This is a genomic window from Pseudonocardia xinjiangensis, assembly GCF_012911925.1.
Classification (GTDB): domain Bacteria; phylum Actinomycetota; class Actinomycetes; order Mycobacteriales; family Pseudonocardiaceae; genus Pseudonocardia; species Pseudonocardia xinjiangensis.
In genome coordinates, this window is record NZ_JAAXKY010000145.1 from 1 (window position 1) to 19,074 (window position 19,074).

General features: G+C 69.1%; 10 protein-coding genes and 1 pseudogene. 9 read left to right on the forward strand and 2 right to left on the reverse strand.

What is annotated here, in order from left to right; genetic code table 11:
- The 7 genes and pseudogenes from HF577_RS38865 to HF577_RS30370 form a co-directional block, all read left to right on the forward strand.
- Positions 1-127: pseudogene (locus tag HF577_RS38865) on the forward strand (2,3-diaminopropionate biosynthesis protein SbnB); the annotation flags it as partial.
- A gap of 36 nt (positions 128-163) precedes the next feature.
- The gene (sbnA, locus tag HF577_RS30345) at positions 164-1,177 is read left to right on the forward strand and encodes a 2,3-diaminopropionate biosynthesis protein SbnA (protein ID WP_169399418.1); all 1,014 of its coding nucleotides are present in this window, start codon (positions 164-166) and stop codon (positions 1,175-1,177) included.
- A gap of 701 nt (positions 1,178-1,878) precedes the next feature.
- A complete protein-coding gene (locus HF577_RS30350; RefSeq protein ID WP_169399419.1) occupies positions 1,879-3,288 on the forward strand; it encodes an aspartate aminotransferase family protein in 1,410 nt (469 codons plus the stop codon).
- Between the two features lie 18 nt (positions 3,289-3,306).
- Positions 3,307-8,121, forward strand: coding sequence for a Pls/PosA family non-ribosomal peptide synthetase (locus tag HF577_RS30355; RefSeq protein WP_312859477.1), 4,815 nt, complete (start codon positions 3,307-3,309; stop codon positions 8,119-8,121).
- 611 nt (positions 8,122-8,732) lie between these two features.
- On the forward strand, positions 8,733-9,716 hold the full coding sequence (sbnA, locus tag HF577_RS30360; RefSeq protein WP_169399420.1) for a 2,3-diaminopropionate biosynthesis protein SbnA: 984 nt from the start codon (positions 8,733-8,735) through the stop codon (positions 9,714-9,716).
- Between the two features lie 308 nt (positions 9,717-10,024).
- Entirely contained in the window at positions 10,025-12,904 is a 2,880-nt protein-coding gene (locus tag HF577_RS30365; protein WP_169399421.1) for a Pls/PosA family non-ribosomal peptide synthetase, read from the forward strand.
- 424 nt (positions 12,905-13,328) lie between these two features.
- Positions 13,329-14,492, forward strand: coding sequence for a heparan-alpha-glucosaminide N-acetyltransferase domain-containing protein (locus tag HF577_RS30370; protein ID WP_169399422.1), 1,164 nt, complete (start codon positions 13,329-13,331; stop codon positions 14,490-14,492).
- A 91-nt stretch (positions 14,493-14,583) separates the two neighbouring features.
- Here HF577_RS30370 and pepN read toward each other — a convergent pair whose 3' ends face one another.
- A complete protein-coding gene (gene pepN, locus HF577_RS30375; RefSeq protein WP_169399423.1) occupies positions 14,584-17,172 on the reverse strand; it encodes an aminopeptidase N in 2,589 nt (862 codons plus the stop codon).
- A 157-nt stretch (positions 17,173-17,329) separates the two neighbouring features.
- On the opposite strand from pepN, the gene HF577_RS30380 reads away from it, so the two are divergent.
- Positions 17,330-17,956 carry a mycothiol-dependent nitroreductase Rv2466c family protein gene (locus HF577_RS30380; RefSeq protein ID WP_169399424.1) on the forward strand — a complete coding sequence of 209 codons (627 nt, stop codon included), beginning with the start codon at positions 17,330-17,332 and terminating at the stop codon, positions 17,954-17,956.
- 88 nt (positions 17,957-18,044) lie between these two features.
- On the opposite strand, the gene HF577_RS30385 is transcribed toward HF577_RS30380, so the two are convergent.
- Positions 18,045-18,479, reverse strand: coding sequence for a CBS domain-containing protein (locus HF577_RS30385; protein ID WP_169399425.1), 435 nt, complete (start codon positions 18,477-18,479; stop codon positions 18,045-18,047).
- 349 nt (positions 18,480-18,828) lie between these two features.
- On the opposite strand from HF577_RS30385, the gene HF577_RS30390 reads away from it, so the two are divergent.
- On the forward strand, positions 18,829-19,074 hold a 246-nt coding region (locus HF577_RS30390; RefSeq protein WP_169399426.1), incomplete at its 3' end, for a hypothetical protein.

Sequence of the window (19,074 nt, forward strand, 5' to 3'; positions counted from 1 at the left end):
GTTCTCACCCTTCGGCCTCGGCGTGCTCGATCTCGCCGTCGGCAAATACGTCTACGACGAGGTGACCCGCTCCGGCGAGCTCCACGTCGTCGACGACTTCTTCCACGAGCTGCGCCGGTACGGGTGAACGGCCGAGTGCTCTGCCGAAATTGAGGAGGCCATCGTGCCAGTCATATCCGTTCCACAGGCCTTCAACGAGGATGAGCTCTACGTCGACCTTCGACGGATCTACGGGCGTTCACTCTTCCTCAAGTGTGAAGGTTTCAACTTCGCGGGCTCGATCAAGCTGAAGGCCGCATCGGAGATGGTGGAGGCCGCCGAACGCGACGGGCTCCTCCGACCGGGATCGATACTCATCGAGTCCTCGTCCGGGAACCTCGGCGTCGCGCTGAGCATGATCGCCGCGAGCAAGGGCTACCGGTTCATGTGCGTGACCGACTCCCGCTGCAACCTGTCGACCAGGTGGTTGATGGAGGCCTTGGGCAGTCAGGTGCACGTCATCACCGAGCCGGACGTCCACAGCGGCTTCCTCGGTGCGCGGCTCACGTTCGTCCGCGCGCTGTGCGCCTCGGACCCCCGGTACGTCTGGCTCAACCAGTACACCAACGAGGACAACTGGAAGGCGCACTACCGCAGGACCGCGCCGGCCATCGCCCGCGAGTTCCCGCGCCTCGACGTGCTGTTCGTCGGGGCCGGCACCACCGGCACCCTGATGGGCTGCGCGCGCTTCTTCAAGGAGTGGCACCGGCCGGTGCGGATCGTCGCGATCGACAGCGTCGGTTCGGTGACCTTCGGTGGCGCACCGGGCCGTCGCATGATCCCGGGCCTGGGCACCAGCGTCCCCCCTCCGCTGCTCGACGAGGCCTACATCGACGAGGTCATCCAGGTCGAGGAAGCGGACACCATCCGGGCCTGCCGCCGGCTGGCCCGCAGCGGGTTCCTGTTCGGCGGCTCCACCGGCACCGCGGTCAGCGGTGCGATGAGCTGGCTGGCCCAGCACGACGAGGGCGACCTCACCGCCGTAGCTATCGCCCCCGACCTCGGTGAGCGCTACCTCGACACGATCTACCAGTCCAACTGGGTGCACGACCTCTACGGCGAGGACGTGCTCGCCACCGCCGACGAGATGCCGACCGGCACCCGATCGACCCGGGCCCGGGAACAGATCCCCGGCTGATTCCAGACACCTGCCGTCATCGGCGGCTGCCCCGGCGACCGTCTCGGCCGGGGCACCTCGACGGCCCATCCACCGCGGCCTCTCGTTCAGGGTCGCTCCCGTCGACCCGGACGCCGGTTCCTCCGTCCGGCCATCTGCTCGCACCTACGGGCCCGGGGTGCGTGGCGACTGCAGAGCCGGTCGCCCGCCCTGGCCCGCCCTCTCACCGCTGCGCCGGCCCGCTGATCCACGCGGGCCGGCGCAGCGTCGTGTATGCGATCGATCCGCCATGTCGGACTGTCTGCGCCTAATGGGTGATTTGCGACGGCGGCATCGTGCGTCGGCGTGCTGCAGGTCGAGGGCGAAGCGGACGTGACACCCCGTAATGGGTGCCGCAGAGGAGTAACAGGCGGTGTTCACCGCCGGAGATGCCGACCCTGAATTAGCCTGATCAGACGAAGGTCCTGGGCCTGTCGTAGTTTTCTGTCACGTCGCTCTCGCATTCGAGTGTAAACCCGCCTCTCGAACGACTGAGCGGGTGAACGCTCAGTAGTTGCGAAACGCTGCTAGTTGGCCCGGCGACTCCTCCCGGCGCCTCTCCGGCCGACGGCCTGTGGACGCTCGGCCGGAACCGCGGATCACACCCGCGCTGCGCCGACAACAGGACATCGATCGCGTGCGTTCGAGGGCCTGCTGAACAGATCAGCTTGCTGGGAGGAATCATGACCTTACTCGACCATCGTGACGGAATCGGCTGGCCGTGTGTGGTGGGGGAGGTGCCGGGCCCGCGATCCGTGGAGTTCCTTGATCGTCAATCGCGTCGTGAGTCGAATGCGCGGGTGTATCCGCGGCATCTTCCGATTGCCGTGGAGGAGGCGTCGGGGAGCTTCGTGCGGGATGTGGACGGGAATGTGTTCATCGACTTCCTGGCGGGGGCCGGGGTGTTGTCGTTGGGGCACAACCATCCTGATCTCGTGCGCGCGGTGGTGGATCAGCTGGGTCGGTTCTCGCACGGGTTGGATCTTCCGAGCCCGGCGAAGGACGCGTTCACCGAGGTGCAGTTGTCGATGTTGCCGGCGCGCCTGCAGGATCGGATGAAGATCCATTTTTGCGGCCCGACCGGAGCCAATGCGGTGGATGCGGCGATCAAGCTGTGCAAGACGGCAACGGGTCGCGGTGACGTGATCTCGTTCCAGGGTGGTTTTCATGGGACGACGCATCTGGGGATGGCGGTGACCGGGCTGGTGGCGAACAAGGCTCCGGTGCGGAACGGCGTGCCCGGGGTGCATTTCTTCCCGTTCTCGAACTGTGGGGACTGCTCGTTGGGGTTGTCCCGCGACACGTGTGCGACGAACTGCATCGGGTTCCTGGAGCGGGCGCTGCGGGATCCGAACGGCGGGGTGGCGTTGCCGGCTGCGGTGATCGTGGAGATGGTGCAGGGCGAGGGTGGGGTGGTGATGGCGGATGAGGACTTCGTTCGTCGGCTGCGGAAGTTGACGTGGGAGTTGGGCATCCCGCTGGTGGTGGACGAGGTGCAGACGGGCTGTGGGCGGACGGGGACGTGGTTCGCGTTCGAGCAGTACGGGATCGAGCCGGATGTGATCGTGGCGTCCAAGGCGCTGAGTGGTATCGGGCAGCCGGTGGCGATCATTCTGTTCGACGAGCGGTTGGATGTGTGGGCTCCGGGCGCGCATACGGGGACGTTCCGAGGGAATCAGCTCGCATTCGCCGCGGGTGCCGAGGCGGCGCGTGTGGTGGAGCGGGATGACGTGCTGGGGAATGTTCGGCGGCGCAGTGAACAGGTCGAGCGGCGGTTGAGTGTGTTGCGGCGGCACCGGTGGGTGCGTGAGGTGCGCGGCCGCGGCCTGATGTGGGGGGTCGAGTTGATCGATGCGCCTGGTTCGCCGCCGGGAGAGTTCGCGCAGCGGGTGCAGTCGCGGGCACTTCGTGGGGGTTTGATTGTGGAGTTGGGTGGTCGTGACGATGTGGTGGTGCGGTTGTTGCCGCCGTTGAACGTGACCGCCGAGGTGGTCGACATGGCGTGCACGATCCTGCTCGACGCCATCGAGGAATGCGCGCCGACAGAGCGAATGCCCGATTTGATGCCGGCCTCGACGAGGGCGCGGACCTGAGAATCGGTGTTCGACGTCGTGGAAAGCACCGGATCTGTTCTCGATGACCGCGTCCTCGCGTGCCCCGGGCCCCAGGACATCCGTTGGCGTCCGGGCGAGCGCCTGGAACACCTCTTCCAGGACCGGTGTGATCGCCTGAGTGCTGACGGCCACGCTGATCACCTGGCCGTGGACGCGATGGAGGAAACGCTCACCTACCGGCAGCTGGACGGGCGGGCCAACCAGCTCGCGCGCTACCTGCTCTCGCGTGGCGTGGGATCGGGGCACCGGGTGGCGCTCCTGTTCGATCGTGCGGTGCCGGCGTACGTCGCGGTGCTGGGGGTGCTCAAGTCGGGAGCGGCCTATGTCCCGCTGGACGTGGCGTTTCCGCGGGACCGGCTGTCCTACATCCTCGCCGACGCGGGGGTGAGCACCGTGCTGACCTTCGAACACCTGCGGCCGCACGTCGAGGACACGACTGCGGAACTGGTGTGTGTCGACGCGTCCGCGCCAGACATCGATGCGCACGATGCGGGCAGGTTGCCGGTCGAACCGAATTTCGTGGACGGGCCGGCGTACATCATCTACACGTCGGGATCGACAGGGCGCCCGAAGGGCGTGGCGATATCGCACTCGAGTATCTGCAACTTCGTGCGGGTGGCGGCGATGGTGTACGGCTACCGGCCGGACGATCGCGTCTACCAGGGCCTGACCATGGCGTTCGACTTCTCGGTCGAGGAGATCTGGGTGCCGTGGCTGGTCGGTGCGACATTGGTGCCGAAGCCGTCGGGATCGAGCCTGCTGGGTGTGGATCTGCACGAGTTCCTGGTCGACCGGCGAGTTACGGCGATGTGTTGTGTGCCCACCTTGTTGGCGACGATCGATGACGAGTTGCCGGCGTTGCGGTTTCTGCTGGTGTCGGGGGAGGCTTGTCCACACGACCTGATCGTGCGGTGGTCGCGGCCGGGGCGGCGGTTCCTGAATGTCTACGGGCCGACCGAGGCGACGGTGACGGCGACGTGGACCGTGGTGGATCCGGATCGTCCGGTGACGATCGGGGTCCCGCTGCCCACGTACGCGACGGTGATCCTGGATCCGGAGGACCCGGGGCGGGCGCTGGGCCGGGGCGAGGTCGGGGAGATCGGCATCGCGGGGATCGGGCTGGCCATCGGGTATGTCAACCGTGAGGACCTGACCGAGGAGCGGTTCGTCCCCGACTTCCTGGCGATCCCGCACAACCCGTCGGGCCGGATCTACCGGACCGGTGACCTGGGGCGGGTGAATGCGGACGGGGAGATGGAGTATCTGGGGCGGATCGATCTGCAGGTGAAGATCCGGGGGTACCGGATCGAGCTGACCGAGATCGAGTCGGTGTTGTTGGAGGTGCCGGGGATCGCGCAGGCGGTGGTGGAGACCTACGAGCCGGTGCCGGGCACGGTGGAGCTGGCGGGCTATTACACGGTGCGCCGCGACACCGCCGAGGTGGATCCGGTGGAGGTCCATGCGGTGTTGCGGGACCGGCTTCCGGCCTACATGGTGCCGGCCTACCTGCAACCGCTCGACTTCATCCCGATGACCACCAGCGACAAGGCCGATCGGAAGAACCTCCCGCTCCCCACGATGCGCCTCGGTGGTGGGAGGACCGGCGATTTCGTGCCGCCCACCTGTGCCACCGAGGCCGTTCTGGCCGGGATCATGGCGCGCTCCCTCGGCGTGCAGCGCGTGTCGATCGACAGTCATTTCTTCGACGAGCTCGGCGCGAACTCCGTACTCATGGCGCAGTTCTCGGGCCGGGTCCGCAAGGAGACCGACCTGCCTCCGGTCTCGATCAAGGACGTGTACCTGAATCCGACGGTGCGTGGGCTCGCCCACGTGCTCGACGCCGGGGTCGCCGACGCAAAGGACACCGCACCGGACATCACCACACCGACGATGACCCCGGCGCTGCCCCCGGTGGGGAGCACGCCTCGGTATGTCCTCTGCGGCGCGCTCCAGCTCCTGCTGAGCCTCGCCACCCTCGCCGGGGCCGGGGTGCTCCTGACGGCAGGCCTGGGCTGGGTGCTGGAGGGGGCAGGGGACGCCGTCCTCTCTGTCTTCGGACGTGCGCTCGTGTTCTGCACGGTCGCCTTCGTCCTGAGCTTCCTGGTGCCCGTGGCCGCGAAGTGGCTTCTCGTCGGGCGCTGGAGGCCGCAGGAGTTCCCGATCTGGAGCCTGCGCTACGTGCGCTTCTGGTTCGTGAAGACTCTGATCAGGGTCAACCCGATGGTGCTCTTCGCGGGATCGCCGCTGTACCTGATGTACCTGCGTGCTCTCGGCGCGAGAGTGGGCCGGGGTGTGGCGGTCTTCTCCCGCAAGGTGCCCGCCTGCCCCGATCTTCTCACCATCGGTGACGGCACCGTGATCCGTAACGAGGTGGCGTTCAGTGGCTACCGGGCAGTGGCCGGACACATCGAGATCGGCCGGATCGATCTCGGCCGCGATGTCGTGGTCGGCGACGCATCCGTGCTCGACGTCGACACGGCCATGGGCGACGGTGCACAGCTGGGTCACGCGTCCTCGCTCCAGTCCGGCCAGGCCGTGCCCGCAGGGCAGCGCAGGCACGGGTCCCCGGCCGAGCCGACCACCACCGACTACCGGCTCGTGGAACCACGACGGTGCGGGTCCTTGCGCCGGTTCGTCTACAGCACCGTGCAGGTCGTGAACCTGCTGGTCCTGTTCGGTCCGCTGCTGATCACGCTCATCGTGTGGCTGTTCACGCGGGTGCCGGGGCCGGCAGAGGTGCTCGGCCCTGGTCACTCACTCGCGGAGGGCACCCTCTACGGCGACGCGATGCTGATCTCCACCCTGGTGCTCCTGGCCGTGCTCCTCCTCGGCCTAGCCGTGGTGCTGACCGTTCCGCGCCTGCTCGCCCTCGCGACCCCACCGGACGTCGTTGTGCCGCTCTACGGTGCCCGCTACTGGGCGAGCCGCGTGGTCAGGCGGATGACCAACACCCCCTTCACCCGGCTGCTGGGCGACAGCGCCTTCGTCACCCACTTCCTGAGCGTGCTGGGGTACGACCTCTCCCGCGTCGAGCAGACCGGATCGAACTTCGGGCTGATCCTCCGTCACGAGACGCCGTACCTGACGTCCGTCGGGACGGGCTCGATGATCTCCGACGGCCTGATGGTGGCGAACATCGAGCTGTCCGGCTCGTCCTTCCGGCTCCGCAGGGTGTCGATCGGGGAGCGCAACTTCCTCGGCAACCACGTCACCGTGCCGACCGGGAGCCGGGTGGGTGACAACTGCCTCGTCGCCACGAGGGCGATGGTGCCGATCGAGGGGGCGGTGCGCCATGACGTCGGTCTGCTCGGCTCGCCGCCGTTCGAGATTCCCCGGTCGGTTCAGCGGGACGGCACCTTCGACCACCTCCGCAACCCGGAGGAGCTGTCCCGCCGGTTGGCCGCCAAGACCCGGCACAACACGGTCAGCATCGTGCTGCACCTGCTCGTGATGTGGTTCCTCCTCACCTGCACCGTCCTGGCCGCCCTCGCCGCCGCGGACCTGTACCGCGTGCTCGGCGCCGCCGTGCTCCCGGCGACGGTCGTCCTGGTGCTGCTCCTGGTGGGCGGCACGCTGGTGTTCGCCGAGCGGGCGGCCACCGGCTTCCGCGCCATGGAGCCGCGCTTCTGCTCGATCTACCAGCCGTACTTCTGGCGCCACGAGCGGTTCTGGAAGCTCACCACCACCAGCTTCTTCGACATCGTCAACGGCACGCCGATGAAGGGACCGGTGTGGCGGCTGCTCGGACTGCGCGTCGGCCGGCGGCTGTTCGACGACGGCTCCAGCATCCCGGAGAAATCCCTGGTCACGATCGGGGACGACTGCACCCTGAACGCCGGCAGCGCACTGTGGTGCCACACCCTGGAGGACGGGACGTTCAAGTCCGACCGGATCCGGGTCGGCGACCGGTGCACCCTGGGCGTCACTGCGTTCGTCCTCTACGGGACGACGCTGGGTGACGGGTCGGAACTGCACGCCGACTCCTTCCTCATGAAGGGCGAGGAGGTGCCGCCCTCGGCGCACTACCGCGGGAATCCGGCGCGGGAGACCCGGGAGTCGACGCCCGGCCACCGCCCCCGCCCGGCCCGGGCTGCGGCTTCCGAGACGACCGCGATGCTGATGGCGGCGGCCCCGATGGCGATGGCGGGCGTGGTGTCCGTGGCCCTGCTGCTCTCGGTCACGGCTGCGGTGGCGCTGTCGACCGGGGCGACGTCGCGGAGTGCGCCTACGGTCCCGGTCCCGTCATGGCCGCCGTCGACCGACCGGGGCACGCCCCCCGTGCCCGCAGTGGTGCCGTCGGTCGAGATGCCCGAGTTGCCGCCTGATCCGGAGAACCTGGCCGCCCCTGCGTTGCCGCCGAGGAGCGCGGTGGGTGCCGGGTCGCAGACCCGGGAGCCGTCCGTACGCACGACGCCGCCGGCCGCTCGGGTCCCGGCGCCGCCGGCGCGGACTCCGCTACCAGCCCGTGGGCCCGAGCGGACGACCGGAGGGGCGCTCCCGGCGCAACCGAAGGCCTCGCCGGGAGCGAAGGCCCCGCCGGGAGCGAAGGCCTCGCCGGGACCGAGGGCCTCGCCGGGACCGGCGCCATCGAGGGGACCGCAGACTTCGGCGGAGTCACAGGCACCCCGGGAGTCGGAGGAGGCCTCGGAGAAGCCGGACCCGACCTCCGAGGACTCCGAGTCGCCGTCGCGGTCCGCACCTCCATCCGACGAGCCCGATGCGCCCTCGGCGGAGCCAGAGGAACCGGCCCGGCCGTCCAGCGGGCCGAGCTCGGCCGGCCCGTCGAGCTCGGCCGAGGACTCCGAGGAGTGAGGCCGCCGCCCAACGCTCAGGAGCGGACGGGAACAGCCCGAGTACCACCGACCGAGCGACAAGGGCGTGCAGCGGCTGCCTGGAGAGCTCGATCATCACCGCCACCAGCACAGCTGCATCGGCGGCACTGGCAGCCGACTGGCTCAGCCGCAACCGTGAGCGCCTCTCCCGCGGCGGATTCTTTGGGATCGCCCTGATCGCCCGCTATATCCACACTTTCCTGGTCCGCGGATATCTCGAGCAGTCCGCACCGCCGGGCGCAGCACGGTGCCCGACAATGCCGAGGATCTGACCACTCCGGCGCCCTGGTGGTCTCCGCCACAGTGGTGAGCCGACCGCGCGTATGAATACGTGTCCTGGTCAGAACGCAACCACTGGTGCTGACCGCATCGCTGCGCGATGTCGCGCTGGAGATCGTGCTCCCGCCGACAATTGTCGTGGCCGCTGTCAGGAATTGTCTCAAGGCCAACACCTCACCTCATCCGGTCGAGCAGCTCACGACGGCCGGGGTTTCCTGCACGGCACATTGGATGACGTAATGGCCGGACAGGTTACGGTGCCGGCGGACCGGTGCGTTGCTTTCTCGCCCTGTTGCAGACAAGGAGGCAATCGTGCCTGTGATCTCCGTTCCCGAGCGCTTCAACGAGGACGATCTCTACGTTGACCTGCGCTCGATCTTCGGCCAGTCGCTGTACCTGAAGTGCGAGGGAATCAACTTCGCCGGCTCCATCAAGCTCAAGGCCGCGAGTGAGATGATCGAGGCCGCCGAGCGGGACGGGATCCTGACCCCGGGGTCGATCCTGATCGAGTCGTCGTCCGGCAACCTGGGCGTCGCGATCAGCATGATCGCGGCGAGCAAGGGATACGAGTTCCTGTGCGTGACCGACTCGCGGTGCAACCTCTCCACCAGACGACTGATGGATGCGCTGGGCAGCCGGGTGCACGTCGTCTCCGAGCCGGCCGCCGTGGGCGGCTTCCTCGGTGCGCGAATCGACTACGTCCGCGCGATGTGTGCCTCTGACGACAGGTACGTGTGGCTCAACCAGTACTCCAACCCGGGCAACTGGCAGGCGCACTACCGCACGACGGCACCGGCGATCGCTCGCCAGTTCCCGCTGCTGGACGTGCTGTTCGTCGGAGCCGGGACCACCGGGACCCTCATGGGATGCGCCCGCTTCTTCAGGGAGTGGCACCGCCCGGTGCGGATCGTCGCGGTGGACAGCGTGGGCTCGGTGACCTTCGGTGGTGCTCCCGGCCGGCGCATGATCCCCGGCCTGGGTACCAGCGTCCGGCCGCCGCTGCTCGACGAGTCCTACATCGACGAGGTGGTGCTCGTCGAGGAGGCGGACACCATCCGGACCTGCCACCGGCTGGCCAGGCGTGGCTTCCTGTTCGGTGGCTCCACCGGCACGGCGGTCAGTGGCGCGACCCGCTGGCTCGAGCAGCACGGCTCGCCCGACGTGGTCGCGGTGACCATCGCCCCTGACCTCGGCGAGCGTTACCTGGACACCGTCTACCAGACCAACTGGGTGCACGGCCTGTACGGCGAAGACGTGCTCGCCGAGGAGTCCGTCGCCCCGGCCCGTACGGCCTGATCGACAGCTACGCCGGTAACAAGCGCGCCGTCCCGCCATTCGGCGAGGCGCGACAGGCCTTTTCTCCCGGAGCTCGTGGAGCGGAGCGGACGATATCGCCGTCGGCGGCGTCCGCTGCCCGCAGGCCTGAGGTGAAACGTTTGCGGAACCTTTTCCCGCGGGTCCTCGAGTGCTCTCCGCGGGCCTTCCCGCATGCCACTCGGCACGACCAACTTTGACTGAAGGAGCTCACGTTCGTGGGAGAGTCCGTCGAGGCCATGACCGAAGTCATTGACTGCCCGGCCCCTCGAGTCGGCCACACCGGCCCGATGTCGACCCCGGAGAAACTGCTTGCCGACGTGCTCGCCGACATCATGAAGATCGGGCGGGTGGAACCGGAGAGCAACGTCTTCGATGACCTGGGTGCCGACTCGCTGGTGATGGCTCAGTTCTGCGCCCGGCTGCGGAAGCGGCCCGATCTGCCGACGGTGTCGATGAAGGACGTCTACCGGCACCCGACGATTCGAGGCCTGGCCACGGTCTTCGCCGTGCCCCGGGGCCCGGCTCCGACAGCGATGCCGGCAGCGCTGCCCGGGCCGGTGGCGCCGGTCGGCCCGCCCGTGGTTCCCCGGCCCACGCCGGCACCCAGGCGCCAGGCTGCAGCGCCCGCGACGGCTGCCACAGCCCTTGCGGCGGTCCTGGCCGAGGCGGTGGGAGTGGAGCGGGTGTCGCTCGACAGCCACTTCTTCGACGATCTGGGCGCCGACTCGCTGGTGATGGCCCGGTTCTGCGCCCGGCTGCGGAAACGGCCCGACCTCCCGAGCGTGTCGATGAAGGACGTCTACCGGTACCCGACGATCAGCAGCCTCGCAGCGGCGTTCGCCGAAGCCGCGCCGGTGGCGCCCGCCGGTACCGCGGTCGTCGCGGAGCCGCCGACCGTACGGATCCTGAGTGTGGATCCGGCCGGCACCGAACCCGCGGCCGGGACGGACACCGCGGCCGGGACGCGCAAGCGGGCGAGCACGCTGCAGTACCTCTTCTGCGGAGCGCTGCAGGCGGCGGTGTTCCTCGGCTACTCCTACCTCGCCGGAGTGATCATCGACGCTGGCTACAACTGGGTCTCGTCCGGCTCCGGTCCGGTGGAGGTCTACCTGCGGGCGCTGGAGTTCGGTGCCGGCACCTTCGCCGGCCTGAGCCTGCTGCCGATCGTGGTGAAGTGGGTGCTCGTCGGGCGGTGGAAGGCCCAGGAGATCCCGATCTGGAGCCTCGGGTACCTCAGGTTCTGGATCGTCAAGACGATGATCCGCGCGAACCCGCTGCTGCTGTTGATCGGCGCTCGCTCGCGGACGAGCACGGCCTCGCCGATCCTCAACCTCTACCTGAGGGCGCTCGGCGCGAAGATCGGGCCGAACGTCGCGATCTTCTCCCGCACCCTGCCGGTGTGCACCGACCTGCTCACCATCGGGGAGGGCACGGTGATCCGCAAGGACTCGTTCTTCTCGGGTTACCGGGCCCATGACGGGATGATCCAGACCGGGCCGGTCACGCTCGGGAAGAACGTGTTCATCGGCGAGATGTCGCTGGTCGACCTCGGTGCCTCGATGGGCGACGGGGCGCAGTTGGGCCATGCCTCCTCGCTGCACAGCGGGCAGGCCGTGCCGGCGGGCGAGAGTTGGGACGGGTCGCCTGCACAGCGGTGCGGCGCGACCTACCGCGTGGTCGAGCGGGCGCCGGGCGGCAGGCTGCGGAGCGCCTGGTTCGGGTTCCTCCAGGTTCTGTCGGTGCTGGTGGTGGCGATGCCGCTGCTGGTCAGTGCCCTCGTCCTGCTGCTGGGTGAGGTTCCTCAGCTCAACACACTGCTGAACCCCGGACCGGCGGCGCTCACGACCTGGACGTTCTACCGCGACATCCTGATCACCTCGGCGGTGCTGTTCGGCGGCTTCGTGGTGATCGGCCTGCTCGTCGTGGGCACCGTTCCGCGCCTGCTCAACCTCGCGATCAAGCCTGGCAAGGTCTATCCCCTCTACGGATTGCACTACGGGCTGCACAAGTCGATCGCGCGGATGACCAACGTCCGGTTCTTCACCTGGCTCTTCGGCGACAGCTCCTACATCGTGAAGTACCTGAGCTGGATCGGCTACGACCTCGGCAAGGTCGTGCAGACGGGGTCGAACTTCGGTATGGAGGTGCGCCACGAGAACCCGTTCCTGTCCGCCGTCGGCAGTGGGACGATGGTCGCGGACGGGGTGTCCTTCATCAACGCGGACTTCTCGAGCACATCGTTCCGGCTGTCCCGGGTGGCGCTCGGATCGCGCAGTTTCCTCGGCAACAACATCGCCTATTCCGCGCAGAGCGCGGTGGGCGACAACTGCCTCCTCGCGACGAAGGTGATGGTTCCGGTCGGCGGCAAGGTCCGGGAAGACGTGGGTCTGCTGGGCGCGCCCAGCTTCCCGATCCCGCGATCGGTCGAGCGGGACGTGAAGGCGAGTCGCCTGAGCCGGGTGGAGCTGCGCCGCAGCCTGGCCGCCAAGAACAGGCACAACATCGTCACCATGGCGCTGTACCTCATGGTGCGGTGGGTGTTCTTCTTCGGGGTCCTGCTGCTCGACGCCGCATCCGCGGAGCTGTACTTCGGGTGGGCGAGCCAGCTGGCGCTGGCGCTGTCCGGTGTCGTCACCATCCTGTTCACCCTCGGCTACTGGGTGCTCGTCGAACGCCTCGTCATGCGCTTCCGGAGCCTGGAGCCGCGGATCTGCTCGATCTACGACCGCGCGTTCTGGCGGCACGAGCGGTACTGGAAGGTGCCTGCTCAGACCTACATCCAGCTCTTCAACGGCACTCCGTTCAAGGGCATGGTCTGGCGCATGCTGGGCGTGCGGGTGGGACGTCGTCTCTTCGACGACGGCCTCACGATGACCGAGCGCACACTCGTCGCCATCGGCGACGACTGCACCCTCAACCTGTCCAGCAACGTCCAATGCCACTCGCAGGAGGACGGCGCGTTCAAGTCCGACCGCTCCACGATCGGCAACGGTGTCACCCTCGGCGTCAACGCATTCATCCACTATGGCGCTCATGTGGGCGACGGCGCCGTGATCGAAGCGCACTCGTTCCTGATGAAGGGCGAGGAAGTGCCGCCCCACGCACGATGGAGCGGTAATCCCGCGTCGGAGTCCGAGACGGCCACCGCGAACTGGAGCGCCGGCTGACGCACGGCACCTGCCGATACGTTCCGACACTCTGCTCGTGGGCGCTTTCGTGATGGATGTCGCCGGTTGGCCGAACCGGAGCGGTGGTCCTCGCCACAATGTCGAGCCGCTCCCGGCCCCGGCGACGTGTGGTGGGGGAAGCGCGAAGCCGCGCCTTCGTTCGTTCTCCCGTCGATCGACGACGCCGAGCGTCGTCCGCAGATCGGCACCCCGGCGTATCCGGGCCTTCCCGGCGACCGGGCGAACACTCCGCACTGTCAGAGGGGAAAACAGTTCCTGTGGTACTCGTTTCCTGGCTCCGTCGAAATGCTTCGAACCCGCTACTTCTCGTCATCCGGGCAACCGTCGTTCCGCAATCGTGAACAGCCCCGGAAGCGGTAGGCAGATGACCGAGGGCACGACAGGGACAGAGGTCCGTGCACCAGTGCGCAGGCCGCGCATCGAGGGGGTCGACCTGGCCAGAGGGCTGGCCCTGCTCGGGATGATCGCCACGCACGTGTTCGCCGCCGTCGACGACAACGGGGCGCCGACCGCCGCCACCATCGTGGCGGCGGGTCGCTCTGCCGCGTCGTTCGCGATGATCGCGGGCGTGAGCCTGGCGCTCATCTCCGGCCGGCAGCGGCCGTTGGAGGGGCGGGAACTGGCCGCCATGCGCACGGGCATCGTGGTGCGCGCCGTCGTGATCGGGGCGATCGGTCTCGCCATCGGGTTCAGCGACGACGTCGACATCATCCTCCCCTACTACGCCGTGCTCTTCCTGCTCGCGATTCCACTGCTGCGGTTGCGGCCACGGGTACTGGTCCGCATCGCGATCGCGCTCGCGATCATCGCGCCGCTGCTGAACACGGCGATGATCTTCGCCGGCCTCCCCAGGCCCGACGACAACCCCACGTTCACCACCCTGTTCACCGATCCGGTCGGCCTGTTCCAGGTGCTGTTCCTGACCGGCTACTACCCGGTGCTGGCCTACCTCGCCTACCTCTGCGTGGGGCTCGCCATCGGGCGATGTGACCTGTCGTCGGCGCTGGTGGCCCGCCGCCTGCTGGTCGGCGGGATCGCGCTCGTGGTACTGGCGTGGGCCATCGCGTTGCCCCTGCTGTACGGGCTGGGCGGTATCCACACGCTGACCGCGGCCGGGGACTTCAACAGCGACCCGGCGTCGTCCTACCTCCTGTGGGACGGGGACGATCTCGACCCCATCAGCTCGTGGTGGTGGCTCGCGCTGCCCGCGTCACACTCCACCAGCTGGATCGACATGATCAACACGATCGGTTCGGCGATGGCGGTGATCGGAGGCTCGCTGCTCGTGGTGCGCGTTCCGCTGATCGCGCGGCTGCTGCGGCCGATCACGGTGGCGGGGACGATGGCTCTCACGATCTACACCGCGCACGTGCTGGTGCTCGCCACGGGCGTGCTGGACGACGAGCCCGGGCTCCTGTACCTGCTGCTGATCGTCGGCGGGTGCGTGTTCGCGCTGCTGTGGCGGCGGTTCGTGGGGCAGGGCCCACTGGAGAGGCTCGTGGCGGAGCTCTCGGGCCGGGCACGGCACGCCGTGCTCACCGCCCGCCCGGCCGAGCGGCGCGCGTAGCGCTGCAGCCCGGCGACGTGGCACCGGCGGGATCCGCGGAGACGGACCCGTGCCGGTTGCCACGTCGCACCGGTGGTGCTGCGGGGGCGCGTCAGCTCCGGTCGAACTCCCGCGCTCCCAGCGCCCGGACGATCCCGGCGCGGCCCTCGGACACGAGTCGCCGCAGCGCCGGCGGGTGTGACTCGTCGGCCAGCCAGGCGTCCGCGGCCGTCACCGTGGACTGCTCCACGGCCCAGGACGGGAACAGCCCGAGCACCACCGACTGCGCCCGCTCGCTGGTGCGCCGGGACCACACCTCGGCCACGTCGTCGAAGTAGCGCTGGACGTAGGCGCCGAGCATGCCGCGCTGCGCCGGGTGGCTGAAGCCGCTGATGATGGCCTCCTGCACGGCGTTGGGGATCTCGTCGTCGTGCACGGCGCGCGCCCACGCCCGTTCCTTCGCCTCGGCCGTGGGCACCAGCGCGCGGGCGCGCTCGGCCTGCCGCTGGCCGGTGGACGTCGGGTCGCGCTGCAGCTCCTCGTCGATCTCGGCGTCGCCCGCGGCTCCGTGGGCGACCAGTGCGTGCAGCAGCCGCCAGCGCAGGTCGGTGTCCAGCGTGAGCCCGTCGGGAACGTCGGGGTTGTTCTCCGGCCGGCGCAGCCAGCCCGCCATCCGGTCGACCACGCTGCTCGGCAGCACGCTCGCGGCGAGCGCGTTGACCGTGGTGAGCTGGGCGTCGGAGCCCGCCGGGGCGGTGTCGAGCCGGAACCGCAGTGCGTCGACGAGCAGCGGCCAGCCGCGGTCGCTCGCCCACTGCGCCTCGGCGTAGGAGGCCAGTGCGGTCTGGGCCTGCAACAGCAACCGCTGCACGACCCCGATCTCGGACTCGGCCCCGAAGCCGCCCGCGACGAGCGCGACGAAGTCGCGTGCCTTGAGCTCGGCCTCCCTGGTCATCTCCCAGGCCGCCGACCAGCACAGGGTGCGCGGCAGCGGTTCGGCGATGTCGCCGATGCGATCGACGAGCGTGGCGAGCGAGTCGGGATCGAGGCGCAGCGCGCAGTAGGTGAGGTCGTCGTCGTTGACCAGCACGAGCTTGCCGCGCGGCACGCCGACCAGCTCCGGCACCTCGGTGCGCTCACCGGTGACGTCGACCTCGACCCGGTGGGTGCGGACGAGCTTGCTCCCGGCCTCGTCGTCGGTGTCGTCGTAGACGCCGACCGCGATCCGGTGGGTGCGCACCTCCCCGGCTCCCGGCCGGGCACCGCCCTGCACCACCTCGAAGCGGGTGAACCGGCCCTCGGCGTCGACCTCGAACGAGGGCCGCAGCAGGTTCAGGCCGGTGGTGCGCAGCCACTGGGCGCCCCAGCCCGACAGGTCCCGGCCCGACGACTTCTCGAGCGCTCCCAGCAGGTCGTCGAAGGTGGCGTTGCCCCAGGCGTGCGCCTCGAAGTAGCTGCGCAGCCCGGCGAGGAACGGTTCGAGCCCGACGTAGGCGACGAGCTGCTTGAGGACAGAGGCGCCCTTGGCGTAGGTGATCCCGTCGAAGTTCACCTCGACGGCCTGCAGGTCGGGGATGTCGGCCGCCACCGGGTGGGTGGAGGGCAGCTGGTCCTGCCGGTACGCCCACGACTTCTCGACGTTGGCGAACGTGGTCCAGGCCTCGGTGTACTCGGTGGCCTCGGCCTGGCACAGCACCGACGCCCAGGTGGCGAACGACTCGTTCAGCCACAGGTCGTCCCACCAGCGCATGGTGACGAGGTCGCCGAACCACATGTGCGCCATCTCGTGCAGGACGGTCTCTGCGCGGCGCTCGTAGAGGAAGCGCGTGACGCGGGAGCGGAAGACGTAGTCCTCCAGGAACGTCACCGCGCCCGCGTTCTCCATGGCGCCGGCGTTGAACTCCGGCACGAACAGCTGGTCGTACTTCCCGAACGGGTACCGCACGCCGAAGTTGCGGTGGTAGAAGTCGAAGCCCTGCCTGGTCTCGGTGAACAACCGGTCGGCGTCCATGTGCGGGGCGAGCGAGGCGCGGCAGTAGATGCCCAGCGGGATCTCGCCGTGCGCGTCGGAGTAGGTGGCGTGCCAGTCGGCGTACGGGCCGGCGATCAGGGCCACCAGGTAGGTGCTCATGATCTCGCTGGTGGCGAAGCGGTGCACCGCGGCGCCACCCGCTCCGTCGCCGGTGTGCTCGATGACCGCGTTGGAGATGACCTTCCAGTCCGCGGGGGCGGTGACCGTCAGCGTGTAGCGGGCCTTGAGGTCGGGCTGGTCGAAACAGGCGAAGAGACGCTTGGCGTCGGCGGTCTCGAACTGCGAGTAGAGGTAGACCGCGCCGTCCACCGGGTCGACGAAGCGGTGCAGGCCCTCGCCCGTGTTCATGTACCGGCCCGTGGCCTCCACCCGCAGCTCGTTCTCGGCGGCGAGTGCGGGCAGGGCGATGCCGTCGTCCTCGCGGTAGCCGGAGACGTCGAGCGGCTCGCCGTTCAGGGTGGCCGAGGCGACCCCGGCCCCCACGAAGTCGATCCAGCTGTCGGCACCGGGCTCGCGGGACCGGAAGCGGACGGTCGTGGTGGTGGTGAACGTCGTCTCGCCGGCCTTGCCGCCGCCGTCGGTCAGGTCGAGCTCGACCGCGTAGTCGGCGACCTCCAGCAGCGCGGCTCGCCGCTCGGCGTCGGCACGGGTCAGGTTGGGCGGGGGCATACGGTCTCGGCACTCCTACATCCGGTCGGCTCATCACGGCACAGTGGCTGCCGATCCAACCACGAGTCCGTGCCGGATGCGTCGGAATCGGCAGAGCGGGAATCTCGCCGCCGATCACACGGTTGATGCGGGTAGCTAACGACCCGGTATGTGCTCGATGGGAGAAACCGTGACGAGCTCCGAGACCGCCCACGTCGACTTCTGGTTCGATCCGCTCTGCCCCTGGGCCTGGATCACGTCCCGCTGGATGCTGGAGGTTCGCGAGGTCCGCGACGTCAAGATCGACTGGCACGTGATGAGCCTGTCGGTGCTCAACGAGGACCGCGATCTGTCGGAGAACTACCGCGAGATGATGGACCGCGCGTGGGCGCCGGTGCGCGTGGCGATCGCCGCGGCCCGTGACCACGGCCAGGAGATCCTCGAGCCGCTCTACACCGCCCTCGGCACCCGCATCCACAACCAGGGCAACAAGGACTTCGACGTCGTCATCAAGGAGGCGCTCGCCGAGCTGGATCTGCCCGCGTCGCTGGCCGACGCGGCCACCAGCACCGAGTTCGACGAGGAGCTGCGCGCCAGCCACAACCGTGGCATGGAGCCGGTGGGCCTGGACGTGGGGACCCCGACGATCCACATCGACGGCGTGGCCTTCTTCGGTCCCGTGATCTCCCGGATCCCGCGTGGCGAGGACGCCGGCCGCGTCTTCGACGGTGCCCGGCTGCTGGCCAACTACCCGCACTTCTTCGAGCTCAAGCGGACCCGCACGGAGGGCCCCGAGTTCGACTGAGGCCCCGAGTGCGACCGAGACACGGCGCTCCCGCACACCGGGCCGGTGTGCGGGAGCGTTGCTCGGGAGAAGCGTGGGCCTCGGCGGGTCAGTAGCGGGCGATGACCACGTCGCGCAGCACGCCCGTCTCCAGCTCCATCTCCTTGAGGCGGTTCTTCACGAGGTCGCCGATGCTGACCATGCCGACCAGCTCACCGTTGACCACGACGGGCAGGTGGCGGTAGCGCCCCGCGGTCATCCTGGCCATCGCCTGGGCCACCGTCTCGTCGGGGGCGCAGGTGCTGACGTGGCGGGTCATGACCTCACTGACCTGTTTGGTGAGCAGCGCGGCACCGTCCCGGCCGAGCGCGCGGACGATGTCGCGCTCGGACACGATGCCGCGGATCGCGTGGTTCTCGTCGCAGACGAGGACGGCGCCGACGCCGAGCCGTCCCAGCCGTTCGGCGACCTCGCCCACCGTGAGCCACGGCAGTACGGAATGCACGGTCCGCCCCTTTGTGGCGAGGATGTCCGAGATCTTCATTTGCTCTCCGCCTTCGCAATCGTCGTCATAGCACTCCCGGACCGATGATCCTCCGTCACCCCCTCTTACGGGTGGCTCGGTCGCCTTGGTCACCCTCACGGCGTACGACTGGTGAGGAATGCCGGAATCGGTGCGCCCAGTGGTCGTCGGCGGCGCGGCCGGGGCGTCCTCCCCGGATGATCGGTAACGGACGTGAACTCCGCTGCGGCGGAGCCCGCGCCCGGTGGACGCGCCCGGAGCGCCCTGACCTGCGCAGGCTCCGCCCGTCCGCCACGGGACGGCAGCGGCCCCGATCGCCGGCTGCGCCGTTCGGCCCCGGGCGGGCGACCGGCCTGCCTAGCGTCCGCCCGTGCCTCGCCCGCTCCCCTCCGGTGCCGTACTGCCGCCGGTGCTCGCCGCGCTCGCGGTGGCCGTCGTGCTGGGCGTCGTCTTCGGGGCGCGTGCGGCGGGGGAGGCCGCATCGGAGGCCGGGGTGGAGGCTGCCGCCAGGGTGCCGGGATGCGACGGCTACGTCACCGGCGCGGCGGTACGGGCGCGCAGCGGTACGAGCGCCGAGCCGGGCAGCGGGACTCTCGCCGAGGCGCTGGAGAGGTGC

Coding starts and splice junctions, on each gene's coding strand:
- HF577_RS30365 (WP_169399421.1), top strand. CDS start 10,025: ATGTCGACCCCGGAGAAACTGCTTGCCGACGTGCTCGCCGACATCATG.
- HF577_RS30350 (WP_169399419.1), top strand. CDS start 1,879: ATGACCTTACTCGACCATCGTGACGGAATCGGCTGGCCGTGTGTGGTG.
- HF577_RS30380 (WP_169399424.1), top strand. CDS start 17,330: ATGGGAGAAACCGTGACGAGCTCCGAGACCGCCCACGTCGACTTCTGG.
- pepN (WP_169399423.1), bottom strand. CDS start 17,172: ATGCCCCCGCCCAACCTGACCCGTGCCGACGCCGAGCGGCGAGCCGCG.
- HF577_RS30385 (WP_169399425.1), bottom strand. CDS start 18,479: ATGAAGATCTCGGACATCCTCGCCACAAAGGGGCGGACCGTGCATTCC.